The following is a 15,717-nucleotide window of genomic DNA, read 5'->3' as shown; positions in this document are numbered from 1 at the left end:
GCAATGATTAATACGCGTGATGATCTTCCTGTATATCTTTCAAATCGATCTGTTTTTTATTCAATGCTCTCCAAGCATAGAAAATGTACGCGATCACGAAAGGCGATATCAAGGAGACATATGACATGGCTTTCAGCGTATAATGGGATGAGGAGGCCTTGTATATGGTTAGGGAAGAGTTTAGGTCGGTATACGACGGATAGAAAGCCGTGTTGTTGAAACCCGCCAGAATGAACAGGGCTATTACAGCCAAAACGATTCCTATGCCGGAGAACCATATCCCTTTATTCCATTTCTCCGAGAACAATGTTTTGATGATACCGAAAAGGACTCCTGCAACTCCGATCAAAAGAATGATCGTGTTGACAGGCATCTCGATCAGATTATGGAAGTATTTATATTGCACGAGAACGATCTCTCCGTTTTCCGCGATGGCATAACCTTTACTTAATAAAATAATGGCAAGAAACGCCAACAAAAGCACGACAAACGGGACCGCGTTATAAAGGACTTGTTTCCGGCTTCTGTTGAAAATGGTCGGATGGTCGATATTATTAATAAAATAGAGGGCTGCTAAAGTGCGAGCCAAGAAAAAAACGGCGAATCCCAAACAGAGATTGGCCATATTGAATAGTACTTCTATGCCTCGCCAAGGACTCATCCAGGTTACGTCATTCATCACTCCCAATGAAAAGGGATTACCCGTGAAGAAGGAACCTACTACCGCCCCGATACAGATGGTCCCGATGACTCCGTTAATGATCAGAAAGACGTTATATGTTTTTTCTCCCAATAAATTACCTGCTTTCCGACGGTATTCGTAAGAGACGGCTTGCATGACGAAACAGAAAAGTACGACCATCCACGCGAGATAAGCTCCGCCGAAACTCGTTGAATAGAAAAGAGGGAAACTGGCAAAAAAAGCACCTCCGAATACGACTAAGGTCGTGAACGTGAATTCCCATTTCCGGCCAAGGCTATTAACGAGTAAATTGCGTTCGTCTTCTGTTTTGGCTATCGTGTATAGTAGGGTTTGTCCTCCTTGGACGAATAACAGGAATACCAGTAATCCGCCGAGTAACGATATTAAAATCCACCAATAATGTTGTAAAAATTCCATATTCATTTACAATTTTAGATTTAATAATTCAGAGATCTAATGATTGGGTGATTCTGTGATTAAAGATTTCGTGATAATTGAATCGCTAAATCGTAAATCACTAAATCATTTAATCTGTTTCCGGCCCTTTTTTAATCTGTTTTCCCATGATTCTCAGCTCGGCGATGAGTAATATCGTGAAGAGTATGGCAAACATCCAGAAAGTCGTTATCACCCAGTTGGACGTAATTTTAGTTACGGCCACGTTGGTAGGTAAAAGATTTTGTACGACCCAAGGTTGGCGTCCGACCTCGGCAACGATCCATCCGCATTGCGAAGCCACGTAAGCCAAGGGAACACAGGCGAGAGCCAGATAGGGTATGATTTTGAATTTATCGAATTTCCTTTTTTTAGCGTACCAAAGTGAAAGAACGAATAAAAGAACGAATAACATGCCCAACCCCACCATGATACGGAAACTGTAAAATACGAGGGGAACAGAAGGGATCGTATCGTACGGGGAATTAAGATAGCCGTATCCGAAGTCCGCATAGTTCGCCCTGAATACCTTTAAAGTACTGTCTGCTGCAATCGGATTGTTTTCTTTAACGGCTTGCTTGTAATCTTTTAAAGCCTGAATGGCCGTGCGCCCGTTAGCCATACGCTGTTCGATCGAAGGATAGGTCTTACCCTCTTCGGAAGTATATCCGTCCAGGATATTCTGAATACCGGGAATGTAGGCATCTCCTTTGTGATATCCCAAAAACGATAGCATTCGGGGGATATGGATTCCGTACGAAACTTTTTTCATGCGGGTCGTCGGTAGAGCCGGATCATCGGTCAGAAGGCCGATAACGGTTAATCCGGCACCTCGTCCTCCTTCGTTTAGGCCTTCCATCGCGGCTAATTTCATGGGTTGTGTTTTTGTCACGTCCTGAGCACTGGAATCACCGGTATAAATGGTAATAAGTATACTGATCAGTCCGAAGACGGAAGCTAATATTATGCTTTTACGGGCAAACTCGAGATGTCTTTTTTTCAATATAAACCAAGCGCTGATCCCCACGACAAAACAGGCCGAGAGAGTATAAGCGGAAGTTACCGTGTGGAAAAACTTGCTTACGGCCGTTGGAGATAAAAGTACGGCCCAGAAATTATCCATTTCGTTTCGGGCTGTCAACGGGTTAAATTCCATGCCGACCGGATTTTGCATCCAGGCATTGGCGACTAATATCCACAGGGCGGAAATATTTGCCCCTACAAAAACCATCCATGTGGAAATGAGGTGGAAACGTTTGCTGACCCGGTTCCATCCAAAGAACATGACGGCAACGAAGGTCGATTCCAAGAAGAAAGCGAGGATCCCCTCAATGGCGAGTGGAGCCCCAAATATATCCCCCACGAACCAGGAGTAGTTCGACCAGTTGGTTCCGAACTGAAATTCTAAGATTAGGCCGGTAGCTACGCCAATGGCAAAGTTGATTCCGAAAAGTTTCATCCAGAACTTAGTTGCGTCTAACCAACGTTGATCCCCTGTACGGACCCAGATGCTTTCCATGACGGCGAGCATTAAGGCTAATCCTAATGTTAACGGAACAAACATATAATGGTAGATCGCTGTCATGGCAAATTGCCAACGTGACCATTCCACTAAAGAAGTTGTTGTTAGGTGAAAGAGCATAATGTTAAGGTTTTGTGGTTAATTCTTCAAATACATGATCACTTTTTTCTTGAAAAGTATCGTAATTAGAATTTAAGTAATTGGGCATAAAAAATAGTTTGAGCACTAAAAACATGATACATAGCTTGATTAAAATGATCAGCCATAGATTTCTTCCCCATCGGGGCATATTTTTAAATCCGTCGTAATATAACCTCCAAACTTTTTTCAGCATAATCGAAAATGAGTTTATAATAACTTAAAAACGTAATAAAGATAAAAATGTTTTCTAATATAATATTCTTATTGTTAATAATATTTATTTATGAGCTGATAGATAGTTTTTATAAGGTGGAGAAGTGTTCGCGATTCGGTCTGTTCTATCTTAACCGCTTGAATTCGACTGTAAATAGATTTTGAAATCAAGTAATTAATTTTTAGATTTACAACGAAGAGGGGGATTTCGGAGGTAATTTGAAGGGTAAGATAACGGCGTTCATTCGTGTGGCTATTCCACGTAAAGGAAACATTATTAATGCTAAATACAAATCCATGGGCTTTATTACTGATAGACAGACATATGATGACCTGAATATATTCGGGAGACATCGGGGAAACAATATTTATAGTTTGTATAACTATACTCAGACGGCCGGGGGATCGGGATATTTGGAAGATATGTTTCTTTCTCCGTTGACGGAAAGGGAGAAAATTGCAGATCGTTCTTCGATTATTCGATTTATGAAGGAGAATAAGATGCGTTTCCCTTTTAACCGGGAAAGAATCGGGAAAGTAGAGGTTTATCTGAAAAATGCTGCAAAAAATAGTCGGTTGGAGAATAAAGATGTGTCGTTGGATGAGAGGTTAAAGCGAAATATGGGATTTAACTTGGAATACGGGATGTATAAAGAGGGGGTGAAGGCCACGATCGAAATGATAAAAGAGGTATATAAATATTTTGAAAAACAGAAGCATTTTTTTGATTCGGTTTCTTTCAAAAATAATGTGGCGGATATTCTGTCAATAATTGCAACGGAGCAATTAAGCTGGATATTGAAAGAAAAAACGGTAAAATCTTATTCTTATGAAAAGATCGTGGGGTGTGATACGATTTTTCGATTTGACGGGAGAGATTTGCTGGGAAGGATAATGACTCATATTTATCGGTTTGATGCTTATATTTCGGTGGGATGGGTTGCGGAAAGTATGGGGTTTGTTTTTCCCGAAGTTTTGCCGGACGGAAGCAACCGGATTTCCATGATCGATTTTTATCATCCTCACGTGAGTGGCCCGGTAGCCAATAGCATTCATGTCGACCAGCAAAGCAACGTGATTTTTTTGACCGGTGCCAATATGGCCGGTAAATCCACCTTTATGAAAGCTTTTGGCTTGGTATTGTTTTTGGCTCATATGGGCTTTCCCGTGCCGGCGAAAAAAGTGGAATTTTCTGTTTGCAGCGGTTTATATACCACGATTAATTTGCCGGATGATATCCATAAAGGGTATAGTCATTTTTACGCGGAAGTTTTGCGGGTAAGAAAGATCGTGGACCAGGTAAGTCGTCGTTCTGGTTTGGTTGTTATTTTCGATGAATTGTTCCGCGGTACGAATGTAAAAGATGCTTATGACGGTACGTTGGTTCTTACGAGGGCATTTGCCCGAAATACCAAAAACGTATTTTTGATATCTACTCATATTATAGAGGCTGGGGAAGATTTAAAAAAGGATTGTGCGAATGTGAATTTTGTTTATTTCCCGACCCGGTGGGAAGGTAATAAGGCTGTGTTTCCTTACAAGTTAGCTCAGGGAATTACGGGAGAACGGCATGGAATGAATATTATTCGCAATGAACAAATCGTCGATATTATTACGGGAAAAGCGGATGTGAAGAGTACGGATTCCGGAGAACCCGGTAAATTCGTTGCGGATTGGCAGACTTTAAAGGATTTGGAACTGTTGGGTAAGTTTAAAAGTACATCTGTGTTTAATTTGTTTAACGATACGAAGACGATGGGAGGGGAGCAATTATTGGAATGCATGTTTGAAAATCCGATTACCGATGAGGAGGAGTTGAAGCGTCGTTATAAAATGATCGATTATTTTCGTCGTGCAAATATAGAATTTCCTTTGGAGCCGGAATTATTCGATAACTTGGATGCCTATTTGTTTGCAACGGAAAGGCGAAAAAAAATCCTTGCCTTTATAGATACCTGGTGGTTGCGCATGAAGCACGGAAGTATTTGCGATCCCGAATACGACATTATTCGTGGAGGTATTGCGGCGACCATTCAAATGTTCGGGGTGTTGGAGCAATTCATCCGGTCGTTTGATCCTCGGGAGACGGCTTATCTCGAGCAACGTAAAACCATAGATGAAATTATTCATTCCGAGAAATTGAAATGGTGGCGTAAGGAAACGAACGTAAAGAAGTTGTCTTTTATGAAAGTGTATCGTTACGATTACATTCTGAGGACGATTTGCAAGGAGCAACTGAAAGCATTGAGAAATTTATTGTATGAGTTGGATGTATATACCGCTGTTGCTCGTGTGGCGAATAAATATGATTTTGCAACTCCTCGTATTTTGCCGAAAGAGGAAGCTGTTATGCAGGTAGAAGAGCTTTTTCATCCGGCAATCAGTAATCCTGTTTCCAACTCGTTTCGGATCGATAAAGAGCGGAATATGTTTTTCCTGACGGGAGCCAATATGGCCGGGAAGTCTACTTTTATGAAGGCTTTCGGTATTGCCGTGTATTTGGCGCATATCGGACTTCCTGTTCCGGCGAAAGGGATGACTTTCTCCGTTCGCGACGGAATGTATACTTCAATTAACGTGTCTGATGATTTGAATTTGGGGTATAGCCATTTTTATGCTGAGATTCTTCGAATAAAAACGATAGCCGAAGAGGTCGGTCGAAATAAAAATCTGGTGCTTATATTTGATGAGTTATTTAAAGGTGTAAACGTAAAGGATGCTTATGATGCCACGGTTGCCGTAACAGAAGCGTTCACCACACGTAGAAATAGTCAGTTCTTGTTTTCGACCCATATCATTGAAACGGGAGAGGTTTTACAGAAAAAATACGATAATCTGCAATGTTGTTATTTCCCGACGAATATGGAGGGAGAAAAAATAATTTATCCTTATAAACTGAAAGAGGGAATTACGGGAGATCGGCATGGAATGTTGATTATTCGTAAACATCACATTATCGAAATGACGGAAAAATGGTAAAAAGAGGAAAAGGACCGATTTATTTATCTAATTTTGTTTCGTGTAAAGATAGAATAAATGGAAAATGAGATATGAATAGTTTAGGGAAATACCTTTTAGGAGGGATTATTTTAGCCATCATCGCATTTCTGTGTTGGTACTTCTCGTCCATTATTGCCTATATTTTGGTGTCTGTAGTGATCTCTTTTCTCGGAAGGCCGATTATAGATTTGTTAGGTCGTATAAAAATACGGGGATATGCTCTTTCCGATTCATTGAAGGCTGCTGTGACCTTAGTGTGTATATGGGTGGTTTTTATTCTTTTCTTTTATACGGTCATTCCTATGGCGAGCCAGGAATTTCAGTCGTTGAGTGATCTGAGCGTTGCCAATATAGTGAATCAGCTTGATGCTCCGTTAGCGGATGCGGAGCGCGGTTTAAAGCATTTTGGTATTATCGATAACGATCAGGATATAAAAGATTATATTGAGAAAAACTTGAGTTCTTTGGTCGATGTTAGCCGGGTTAAAAATTTGTTCGGTTCATTGGCGGGGACGATCAGCGGCATTTTTATCGCGTTGTTTTCAATCTCTTTCATTACTTTCTTCTTTCTGAAAGACAGCAAGCTGTTTTCCAGAATGCTTTTGGCTGTCGTGCCCACTCAATACGAAGAAGGAACGAAAAAAGCGTTGGATTCTATTCAGAAATTGCTCGTTCGTTATTTTGTAGGTATTATCTTCGAAGTGATCATTGTGATGGGATTGAATATTCTTGGGCTTTCCATCGTGGGGCTGAAATTTAATACCGCGGTGGTGATCGGTTTGGTGACGGGAATTACAAACGTGATCCCTTATATCGGTCCTTTGATCGGTGCTGTATTCGGGTTGGTTGTGGGAATAGCCACGCATCTTGATATGGATTTTTATACGGCGCTGTTTCCTTTACTTGTATACATGGCGATCGTGTTCTCTATTACTCAATTGATTGATAATACGGTACTGCAGCCTTTGATATACGGGAACAGTGTCCATGCCCATCCGTTGGAGATCTTTCTTGTGATTTTGGTTGCCGGTAGCATTGCCGGTATTCCGGGTATGATTTTGGCGATTCCGGGCTATACGGTTTTGAGGGTTATTCTTGGTGAATTTTTCAATAAATATAAGTTAGTGAAGACTCTTACGAAGGGATTGAATGACGAGAATGGAGTGCGACATGACGAGGGGTAAAGAGTCGTGAAGAAATAAGAACGGCCTTTCCGGAGGGAAAGGCCGTTTCTATTTTAGAGTAAGGCAATTTGTAAAACTTCCCGTATATGATCGACGAAATGGAATTTAATGCCTTTGATATATTCTTTCTTTATTTCATCGATATCTTTTTTGTTCTCGTGGCACAGGATGACTTCTTTAATACCGGCTCGTTTGGCGGCTAAGATTTTTTCGCGGATTCCTCCGACGGGTAATACTTTGCCGCGAAGAGTAATCTCTCCGGTCATAGCTAATGCTTTTTTTACTTTTCTCCCCGTGAGGGAAGACGCTAAAGAGGTTACCATGGTAATTCCGGCGGAAGGACCATCCTTAGGGACAGCTCCGGCAGGAACATGAATATGGATATTATGCTCTTCGATAGATGCGGTGTCTATGTTTAATTCTTCCGCGTGCGATTTAATATATTCTAAGGCCAAGGTGGCGGATTCTTTCATGACTTCTCCTAAGCTGCCGGTCATGGTTAGCATACCTTTCCCTTTGCTGATGCTGGATTCGATATAAAGGATTTCTCCACCGACAGCTGTCCATGCCAATCCCGTAACGACACCCGGCAGCTCGTTCCCTTGGTACTCTTCTCTCGTGAATATGGGAGTCCCCAGGTACTCTTTTACGCTTTCTTTGGAAAGCTTTATCGAGAAAGTGGGATCAAGGGCGACGTGTTTGGCTACCTGACGCATAATTTTGGCTAATGTTTTATCCAGATTGCGTACTCCGGATTCCCGGGTATACTTATCGATGATATAATTTAAAATAGTATCGCTAAATTCTACCTCTTCTGCTTTTACCCCGTGATTGGTTAACTGTTTCGGGATCAAATGCCGTTTGGCAATTTCAATTTTTTCCTCCATCAGATAACCACTTACCTCGATCATCTCCATTCGGTCGCGTAGAGGCGGAGCTATGGTGGAAATATCATTTGCCGTTGCGATAAACATCACTTTGGACAGATCGTAATCCACGTCTAAGTAGTTGTCGTGGAAAGTTGAATTTTGTTCCGGATCCAATACTTCCAAGAGGGCGGATTGAGGGTCTCCTCTAAAGTCCTGCCCGACCTTGTCGATCTCGTCCAAAATGAACACGGGATTTGAGGTCCCGGCTTTTTTTATTCCCTGAATGATCCGTCCAGGCATGGCTCCGATGTAGGTACGACGGTGCCCGCGGATTTCCGATTCATCGTGCAGTCCTCCTAACGACATCCTGACGAATTCCCGGTTTAAAGCCTTGGCTACGGATTTTCCTAAAGAAGTTTTTCCTACTCCCGGGGGGCCGTATAGACAGATGATCGGAGATTTCATGTCTCCTTTTAATTTCAATACGGCTAAGTATTCGAGGATTCGTTCTTTTACTTTTTCCAGGCCGTAGTGATCGCTGTCTAATATTTCCGAAGCCTTCTGCAAGTCGAAGTTATCTTCCGAATAGTGGTTCCACGGTAACTCGGTTAATTCTTTCAAATAATTCAGTTGCACGGAATAATCCGGCATGGAAGGATTCTGTCTTCTTAATTTCTGTAGTTCTTTTTCAAAGAATTCCTGGATATTTTTTCCCCAGTCTTTCTTTTTGGCTGCTTCTTCCAGTTCCTGAATATCATCATCAACGGAATTTCCGCCCAATTCGTTCTGAATGGTTTTCATTTGTTGATGCAGGAAATATTCCCGTTGCTGCTTATCCAGATCGAATTTTACTTTTTTCTGGATATCATTCTTCAATTCTAAAATGCTGACCTGTTTACTCAGTAGTTCCAACAGTTTTATCGCCCGTTCTTTTATGCTGTCAATCTCCAGCAGTTCCTGTTTATTTCGATAGTCAATGTCCGTATTGGATGAGATAAAATTGATCAGGAACAGCATGCTTTCGATGTTCTTCAACGCGAAGCCGGCTTCATTGGGAATATTGCTGGAATACTTTACGATTTTCATAGCCATCTCTTTCAACGAGTCGGAAATAGCGTTGTATTCTTCATCGTTTTTAGATAGAACTTCTTCCGTTTTTACTATAATTTTCCCCACGTGATAGGGTTCATCGTACAGGATATCTTCCAACTGGAATCTTCTTTTCCCCTGAATGATTGCCGTTGTTGTTCCATCCGGCATCTCTAATATTTTCAAAACGGATGCGGCGGTACCGATAGAATACAGGTCGTTTTGTGCCGGATTCTCCGTGTTGGTGTCTTTTTGGGCGATAACCCCGATCATGGCGCTTTGTTTGTAAGCATATTTGATCAGTTTCAGGGATTTTTCCCTGCCGATATTGATGGGAATAATTACACCCGGGAACAACACGGTGTTCCGAAGCGGTAATATTGGCAGAGTGTCAGGTATATTAATCGATTCGTTCAGCAATTCTTTTTCATCTCCTAATATCTGTAATAAGTCTTGACGTTCTTCCTGTATATTTTCCGATAGCATATCGTCAAAGTTTATTTCGTTCATTATGATCTCCTTATCTTCCTTTTTAGTTGTTTTTTGTAATTACACTCCTCTTCACCTTCTGTCTCGTGTGTGATAAAAACGAATGACTGACATTTTGTCAACGATTCATTTGAGTTGAGACGATTCTATACAGGGCAATTCCTGTGCCAAAGATTTTTTCCTGTAATACGGGAAGTAATGGAAGCAATTGTTATTTTTGTCATAGAATAATTAGATAATACGAATGAATACTATTTTATTTGATGATAAAAGTTGGAGTACGTTAAGGCCTCTTACCTTGACTCGTCCGGTTTCCGAGATACGGGTAGGTATTCTCACGCTCAGAGAGAAGTGGGAAAGAAGGTTGAATAACTCCGTTTCCTATTTAACAAGTGATTATCTTCAGGAGAAATATCCCTTGCGGACGGAGGATGATAATTTGTGGATAAATGCCTCCGTATGTGCGAATGCGGACCTGGTTGCTGCTGTTCGTCGTTTGGAATCGAATGATTTGTTGTTCGGAGAACAGGGAGTCGTGATTGCCGTGCGAGGCGGCAAACAGGTGGCCGATCGGTTAAGAAAAGAGGAGTTCGCCGCGTTCCGTTCCCTGGAATATTCGGGAGAATGCACGAGGATAATTTATCCTTACCATGTTTTTGCTTATAATGCCGGGGAATTACTTCTTGATTTCGATTTGTTGACAAAGGGGAGAAAGAGCGCTGTTTTGGAAGATAGCGTACGGATACGCGGAAAGTATCCTGTCTTCTTGGAAGAGGGGGCTGTTGTCCGGTACGCGACGATTAATACGGATGGCGGACCGGTGTACATAGGTAAAGAAGCGGAAATCATGGAGGGAGTATTGATCCGGGGGCCATTGGCCATGTGTGAGCATGCCGTGTTGAATATGGGAGCGAAGGTCTATGGAGCAACGACTTTGGGGCCTTACTGCAAATGCGGCGGGGAATTGAATAATGTCGTGTTTATCGGGTATTCCAATAAAGCACATGATGGTTTTTTGGGAAATTCGGTTATAGGCGAGTGGTGTAATTTGGGTGCGGATACGAATAATTCCAATTTGAAAAACACGTATGTAGAGGTTAAGCTGTGGGATTACGACACCCGGCATTTTCGGAAAACGGGTTTGCAGTTTTGCGGTTTGATCATGGGAGATCATTCGAAAATGGGAATCAATACGATGATTAATACGGGAACCGTTGTCGGTGTCGGGGCCAATATTTTCGGTTCCGATTTTCCGAGGAATTTTATCCCTTCTTTTTCCTGGGGAGGGGCTTCCGGTTTTGTAGAGCATCAAATGCGTCAATTTACGGTTACGGCAGAAGCTGTCATGAAAAGACGTGGAAAAGTTTTCGATGACGTGGAAAAACGTATTATCGATCGAGTCTTTGAAGATACCCGTGAATTCAGGACGTTTAAATAGTAAAAAAGTCGCTTATTTTTTGATAAGCGACTTTTTTATATCGTATCGAAACGATTATTTTTTTCTGTTTTCCATGTGTGATTTATAACGGTTCATGAATTTATCGACACGTCCTGCAGTGTCGATCAATTTGATTTTACCGGTATAAAACGGGTGTGAAGAGTTGGAAATTTCCATCTTAATCAGAGGATATTCTACTCCATCGATTTCAATAGTCTCTCTTGTTGCGGCTGTTGACTTGGTAATAGTAGTCATTCCGTTAGACATATCTTTAAATGCTACTAATCTGTAATTTTCAGGATGTATGCCCTTTTTCATCTCGTATATAATTTTAAATTTGTTTCTACTTTAACGGCCAGCAAAGATAGTCCATTCATTATAAATCACAAAGAATTTCATTGACTTTTTTTTATCTCTTTGAAAAGTTCCTGAATTCGTTCGGACGAATACGGAATAAAAGTCGGGATACTTGTCGTTGATCCGTTTATAATAATCGAAGGCGGAAAATGGGTTTATCCACTTCCGCCTTCGAACGGTTTTGCTTATCAATATGCACCTCTTTAAGATAATTCCTTTTGTAGAGACTCGAGTAATTCTTTACCAACAAACTCCTCGAAGATTTCGGGTGTAGGTTTGTCTTTTTGCATCTTTAAGGCTGAAAGGTATTTGGCTTTATCCTCTCCCGGAATAATGATAAGCGGTTCGTTAAATAACATTTGGATGTAGTTCATTAACAGCAGGGCCACCTCGATATTTCCCTCTCCAAATGGTTTGATGTGCAGGAAGCGATAATGGAAACGGGCCCCTAATTTTACCGTCATGATATCGTGCACCTGATCCAACTCTTCATTAACTTTCTTGCATAATTTGTCAAGCATATCCGGAATTTGAGTATAATCGGAGAGCACTCCTTCCTCGTAGTACTCTTCTCCCAAACGGAAATCACCCAGTGACGTATCGTATCGGCCGACGGTAGTTGTCTCCTCTTTTCCCGTGTGTTTCATTACCAAGGCGCTGACATCCCGTACAAATTCCGAAGAAAATTTTTTCTGTTGTTTGGAACACCTGACAAGGTACAAAAAAGCGGATTCCAAATCTTTTATTCTGTGAATGTCCCATTCGGTTATTCGTTCAGGGGTATTTTTTTCGTTGAGGACATCCAAAAAATCTTGCTTTTTAACTGTAATTCCTTCTAATCTGGCAATCTCGTAGAGTAATGTTTCCACTAAACGTGAGGGATAGCCTTGAGCTTTAAGGTTATATTTATCGAGGTATTCAGCCCTCATTTTACATAATTCTTGCCACATTTTTCTTTCTTTTTGGTTTGTGATAAGTACGTTCTCCATAATGAAATTGTTATGTTTTCGCGAGTTTTTCTTGGGGTGTTTTTGTAACTTTGCCGCCTAAAAGAGTTATTTATGCTGAAAAGGAGTATTCATAATAATATACCTGTTTATCGGTTTACGGGATTGGGGAGTTGTTCTCATCTTGTGCATTTTATTTCCGGTCGTGAGGGTGGTGTCAGTCGTGGAGGGCAGTCTTCTTTAAATATCGGTTTTACAGAGGAGGATGAGGGAGAGAATGTATTGAAGAATCGACAACTGTTATTGTCGGAAGTAGGAGTGGATTTATCGACGGTGACGACCGGGGAACAAAAACATACGACCCATGTCGAAGTCGTGCTTGAAAATAGTGTCGGGTGCGGGGGAAGAGTGCGGGAAACCCGTTTGCCGGAGACAGATGCCTTGATTACTGCTTTACCGGAGGTTTGTTTGATGGTATTAGCCGCCGATTGCGTGCCTATTTTACTTTACGATACGGAGAGGCACGTGATTGCGGCGATTCATGCTGGATGGCGGGGAACGGTGGGGAAGATTACTTCTCGGGTCGTCGCCCGGATGAAAAAAGAGTTCGGATGTAATCCTAAAGATATAAGAGCCGGCATAGGACCTTCTATCGGGAAGTGTTGTTTTGAAGTGGGCGAAGAGGTTGTCGAGATCGTCCGAAAAAATTTGAATCGCTGGGAAGACTTGGTAGAGTCGGGGAAAAATCATGGGAAATACAATTTCGATTTGTGGGAAGCTAATCGCAGGGAGTTGATGGAGGCCGGTTTATGTTCCGGTTATATTGAAGTGGCCCGTATTTGTACGGTATGTAACCGGGATCGTTTCTTCTCTTACCGGGGAGATCAGGGAGATACCGGGCGCTTCGGGGCTGGAATAATGATGAAGAAAAAGTGTTGACGGGAATTTACGGCATTCATGTTAGATTTTACAGCTATTGATTTTGAAACGGCCAATCGATACCCGACGAGTGCATGCGCTATCGGTTTGGTTCAGGTACGAAACGGAAAGATCGTAAATGAATTTTTCCGTTTGATAAAGCCTGAGCCTTACTTTTTTTACCGGAAGTTTATAGATATACATGGAATTACCCCCGAGCAGGTTGCGGATGCTCCTTTATTTGAAGAGCTTTGGGGAGAGATTGCCTCTTTTTTGGATACGGATGCGTTGGTAGCCCATAACGCGAGCTTCGATATGCGGGTATTGAAAGCCTGTTTGGAAAGAGCTGATATTTATACCCGTTTACCCCAACATTATTGTACCTATCAGTTAACCCGGAGATATATAAAAGAGTTACCGAATTATCGTTTGAACACGGTGTGTGATTATTTTGGAATAGCGTTAAATCACCATGAAGCGTTGAGCGATGCCCGGGGAGCTGCTCAAATCATGTTGCAATTGGAGAATTATAAAAAATGACGGTATTACCGTCATTTTATTATAATTGGTTGATCATTTCCCGGAAAATGGCTGTCATACGGGGTTGTGCATGATTTCCCACGTCTTGGACCTCTTCGTGATTTGTCTTTATCAGCTCTTCGTTAGCTGTACTATTGGTGATTACCGACATACCGAAACATTCCATATTCATATGCCGGGCTACAATAATTTCAGGTACCGTAGACATGCCCACGGCATCTCCTCCGATGACTCTTATCCAGTTATATTCTGCTGGTGTCTCGAAAGAAGGCCCTTGCAAGCCGGCGTATACACCTTTTTGTAGTTTAATATTCAGTTTCTTGCCGATCTCTTCCGCCAAAGAGATTAATCTTTTACTGTAAGCCTCGGTCATACCCGGGAAGCGAGGGCCCAGCTCCTCCATGTTTTTTCCCCGTAACGGATGTTCCGGGAAGAGATTGATATGGTCTTTTATGATCATGAGGTCTCCTACCAGGTAGTTGGTGTTTACTCCGCCTGCCGCGTTGGAAACGAACAATGTTTTCACCCCTAAGGCGTGCATCACTCTCACGGGAAAAGTAACTTCCTTCATGTTGTATCCTTCGTAGAAGTGAAAGCGTCCTTGCATGGCGATCACGTTCTTATTGCCGAATTGGCCGATCAACAGTTTACCTTGATGCCCTTCGACTGTCGATACCGGAAAGTTGGGGATTTCCGCGTAAGGGATAGCCTGTTTTATTTCAATGGATTTTCCGAGTTCTCCTAAGCCCGTACCGAGGATGATACCTGTCGAATATTCTCCGTCTAAAAAAGGATAGATAAAATCTTTACTTTCTTTTATTTTGCTTAGCATAGTTGTGTATATTTTTGATGAGTTGATCTTTGGAAGTTAAAAATTCGGGTTCGATAGGTATATAAAACATACGTTCCCTGATTTCATCGGGAAATTCGTATGAAATCAAGCGGGTTGCGTCTTTTTCCGTTGTGAAAATGTACTTGTCCGGTTGATCAATTTTATTGAATTCCTGAATGATTTTCTGTATGTCGTTGTTCGTGAAACGGTGGTGATCCGGAAAAGTTAAAAAGGAGACCTGGCCGAAAAGTGTTTTCAAATGTTCCTGATAGGGGCCCGGTTGCGCGATCCCCGTAACGCATAAGACGACGCTATTATTATTTTTTAGGCACTTACTTTTACCGTCTAACGGGGTAATGTCCCCGTATTGCATGGTGGTAAACAGCAGTTCCTGGTAAGCCTTTAGCTTCAGATTTTTATAGATGATTCTTTTTTCTATCGGGGTGATATTGGAGGGACATTTGGTAATGATGACATAATTGGCCCGTTCCAAAGCGCTGTGATGTTCGCGTAACCGTCCCAAGGGAAGGAGATGATCCTTATAGATAGGACGGTTGTAATCGATCAGCAGGATATTGATGTCCGCTTTCACGTATCGGTGTTGAAATCCGTCGTCAAGAATAATGATATCCGGAGGGTTGGGTAATTGTTGTAGTTTTTTCACCCCTCTGACACGGTCGGCATCGACGGCAACCGTGATATCCGGAAATTTATTTTTTATTTGCTTGGGTTCGTCTCCGATTTCATCCGCCGTGGAATTTTCTGTCGCCAATATGTATCCGGAAGTTTTGCGTTTGTATCCCCGGCTTAAACAAGCTACGCGATGGTCTTTCTGGAGTACGTTAATGATGGATTCCGTGTGGGGTGTTTTTCCCGTGCCTCCGATCGTGATATTACCGATACAGATGATGGGAACATCGAACTCTTTTGACTCGAGAAGGCCCAGATTAAACAATCGGTTCCTGATATTTACGCCTATTCCGTAAAGTATGCTTAAAGGCCATAAAACAAGATATTTAATCACTATGCAGATTTTTAAA

General features: G+C 41.8%; 13 protein-coding genes. 5 read left to right on the top strand and 8 right to left on the bottom strand.

Annotation, left to right across the window (positions count from 1 at the left end):
- Positions 1 to 7: 7 nt before the first annotated feature.
- The 3 genes from cydB to NVS78_RS00850 form a co-directional block, all read right to left on the bottom strand.
- Positions 8 to 1,126, bottom strand: coding sequence for a cytochrome d ubiquinol oxidase subunit II (cydB, locus tag NVS78_RS00860; RefSeq protein WP_286357517.1), 1,119 nt, complete (start codon positions 1,124 to 1,126; stop codon positions 8 to 10).
- A gap of 103 nt (positions 1,127 to 1,229) precedes the next feature.
- Positions 1,230 to 2,780, bottom strand: coding sequence for a cytochrome ubiquinol oxidase subunit I (locus tag NVS78_RS00855; protein ID WP_286357516.1), 1,551 nt, complete (start codon positions 2,778 to 2,780; stop codon positions 1,230 to 1,232).
- A gap of 4 nt (positions 2,781 to 2,784) precedes the next feature.
- Positions 2,785 to 2,994, bottom strand: coding sequence for a DUF4492 domain-containing protein (locus NVS78_RS00850; RefSeq protein ID WP_041502819.1), 210 nt, complete (start codon positions 2,992 to 2,994; stop codon positions 2,785 to 2,787).
- Positions 2,995 to 3,311: 317 nt separating this feature from the next.
- Here NVS78_RS00850 and NVS78_RS00845 point away from each other — a divergent pair, with 317 nt between their 5' ends.
- Both NVS78_RS00845 and NVS78_RS00840 read left to right on the top strand, forming a co-directional pair.
- Positions 3,312 to 5,993, top strand: a complete 2,682-nt coding sequence (locus NVS78_RS00845) for a MutS-related protein (RefSeq protein ID WP_286357515.1) — start codon at positions 3,312 to 3,314, stop codon at positions 5,991 to 5,993.
- Between the two features lie 71 nt (positions 5,994 to 6,064).
- The gene (locus NVS78_RS00840; protein WP_286357514.1) at positions 6,065 to 7,198 is read left to right on the top strand and encodes an AI-2E family transporter; all 1,134 of its coding nucleotides are present in this window, start codon (positions 6,065 to 6,067) and stop codon (positions 7,196 to 7,198) included.
- Positions 7,199 to 7,251: 53 nt separating this feature from the next.
- Here the strand turns inward: NVS78_RS00840 and lon are convergent, their stop codons facing one another.
- Entirely contained in the window at positions 7,252 to 9,666 is a 2,415-nt protein-coding gene (gene lon / locus NVS78_RS00835) for an endopeptidase La (protein ID WP_286357513.1), read from the bottom strand.
- A 223-nt stretch (positions 9,667 to 9,889) separates the two neighbouring features.
- On the opposite strand from lon, the gene NVS78_RS00830 reads away from it, so the two are divergent.
- The gene (locus tag NVS78_RS00830; protein ID WP_286357512.1) at positions 9,890 to 11,083 is read left to right on the top strand and encodes a GlmU family protein; all 1,194 of its coding nucleotides are present in this window, start codon (positions 9,890 to 9,892) and stop codon (positions 11,081 to 11,083) included.
- 54 nt (positions 11,084 to 11,137) lie between these two features.
- Here the strand turns inward: NVS78_RS00830 and NVS78_RS00825 are convergent, their stop codons facing one another.
- Both NVS78_RS00825 and NVS78_RS00820 read right to left on the bottom strand, forming a co-directional pair.
- Entirely contained in the window at positions 11,138 to 11,401 is a 264-nt protein-coding gene (locus NVS78_RS00825) for a type B 50S ribosomal protein L31 (protein WP_041502824.1), read from the bottom strand.
- Positions 11,402 to 11,643: 242 nt separating this feature from the next.
- The gene (locus NVS78_RS00820; RefSeq protein ID WP_286357511.1) at positions 11,644 to 12,429 is read right to left on the bottom strand and encodes a Fic family protein; all 786 of its coding nucleotides are present in this window, start codon (positions 12,427 to 12,429) and stop codon (positions 11,644 to 11,646) included.
- Between the two features lie 72 nt (positions 12,430 to 12,501).
- On the opposite strand from NVS78_RS00820, the gene pgeF reads away from it, so the two are divergent.
- Both pgeF and NVS78_RS00810 read left to right on the top strand, forming a co-directional pair.
- Entirely contained in the window at positions 12,502 to 13,326 is an 825-nt protein-coding gene (gene pgeF, locus NVS78_RS00815; protein WP_286357510.1) for a peptidoglycan editing factor PgeF, read from the top strand.
- Positions 13,327 to 13,344: 18 nt separating this feature from the next.
- On the top strand, positions 13,345 to 13,845 hold the full coding sequence (locus NVS78_RS00810; RefSeq protein ID WP_041502827.1) for a 3'-5' exonuclease: 501 nt from the start codon (positions 13,345 to 13,347) through the stop codon (positions 13,843 to 13,845).
- Between the two features lie 19 nt (positions 13,846 to 13,864).
- Here NVS78_RS00810 and NVS78_RS00805 read toward each other — a convergent pair whose 3' ends face one another.
- Together NVS78_RS00805 and lpxK are read right to left on the bottom strand one after the other, a co-directional pair.
- Positions 13,865 to 14,677: a purine-nucleoside phosphorylase gene (locus NVS78_RS00805; protein WP_286357509.1), complete on the bottom strand. Its 813-nt coding sequence runs from the start codon at positions 14,675 to 14,677 to the stop codon at positions 13,865 to 13,867.
- Positions 14,652 to 15,701: a tetraacyldisaccharide 4'-kinase gene (lpxK, locus tag NVS78_RS00800; protein WP_353620707.1), complete on the bottom strand. Its 1,050-nt coding sequence runs from the start codon at positions 15,699 to 15,701 to the stop codon at positions 14,652 to 14,654. The genes NVS78_RS00805 and lpxK overlap by 26 nt, the downstream gene beginning before the upstream one ends.
- Positions 15,702 to 15,717 lie beyond the last annotated feature (16 nt).

This window comes from Gabonibacter chumensis, assembly GCF_024741215.1.
GTDB lineage: Bacteria > Bacteroidota > Bacteroidia > Bacteroidales > Marinifilaceae > Gabonibacter > Gabonibacter massiliensis.
Note: the sequence above shows the minus strand (reverse complement) of the source record. Positions and strands in the feature narration are given on the sequence as shown.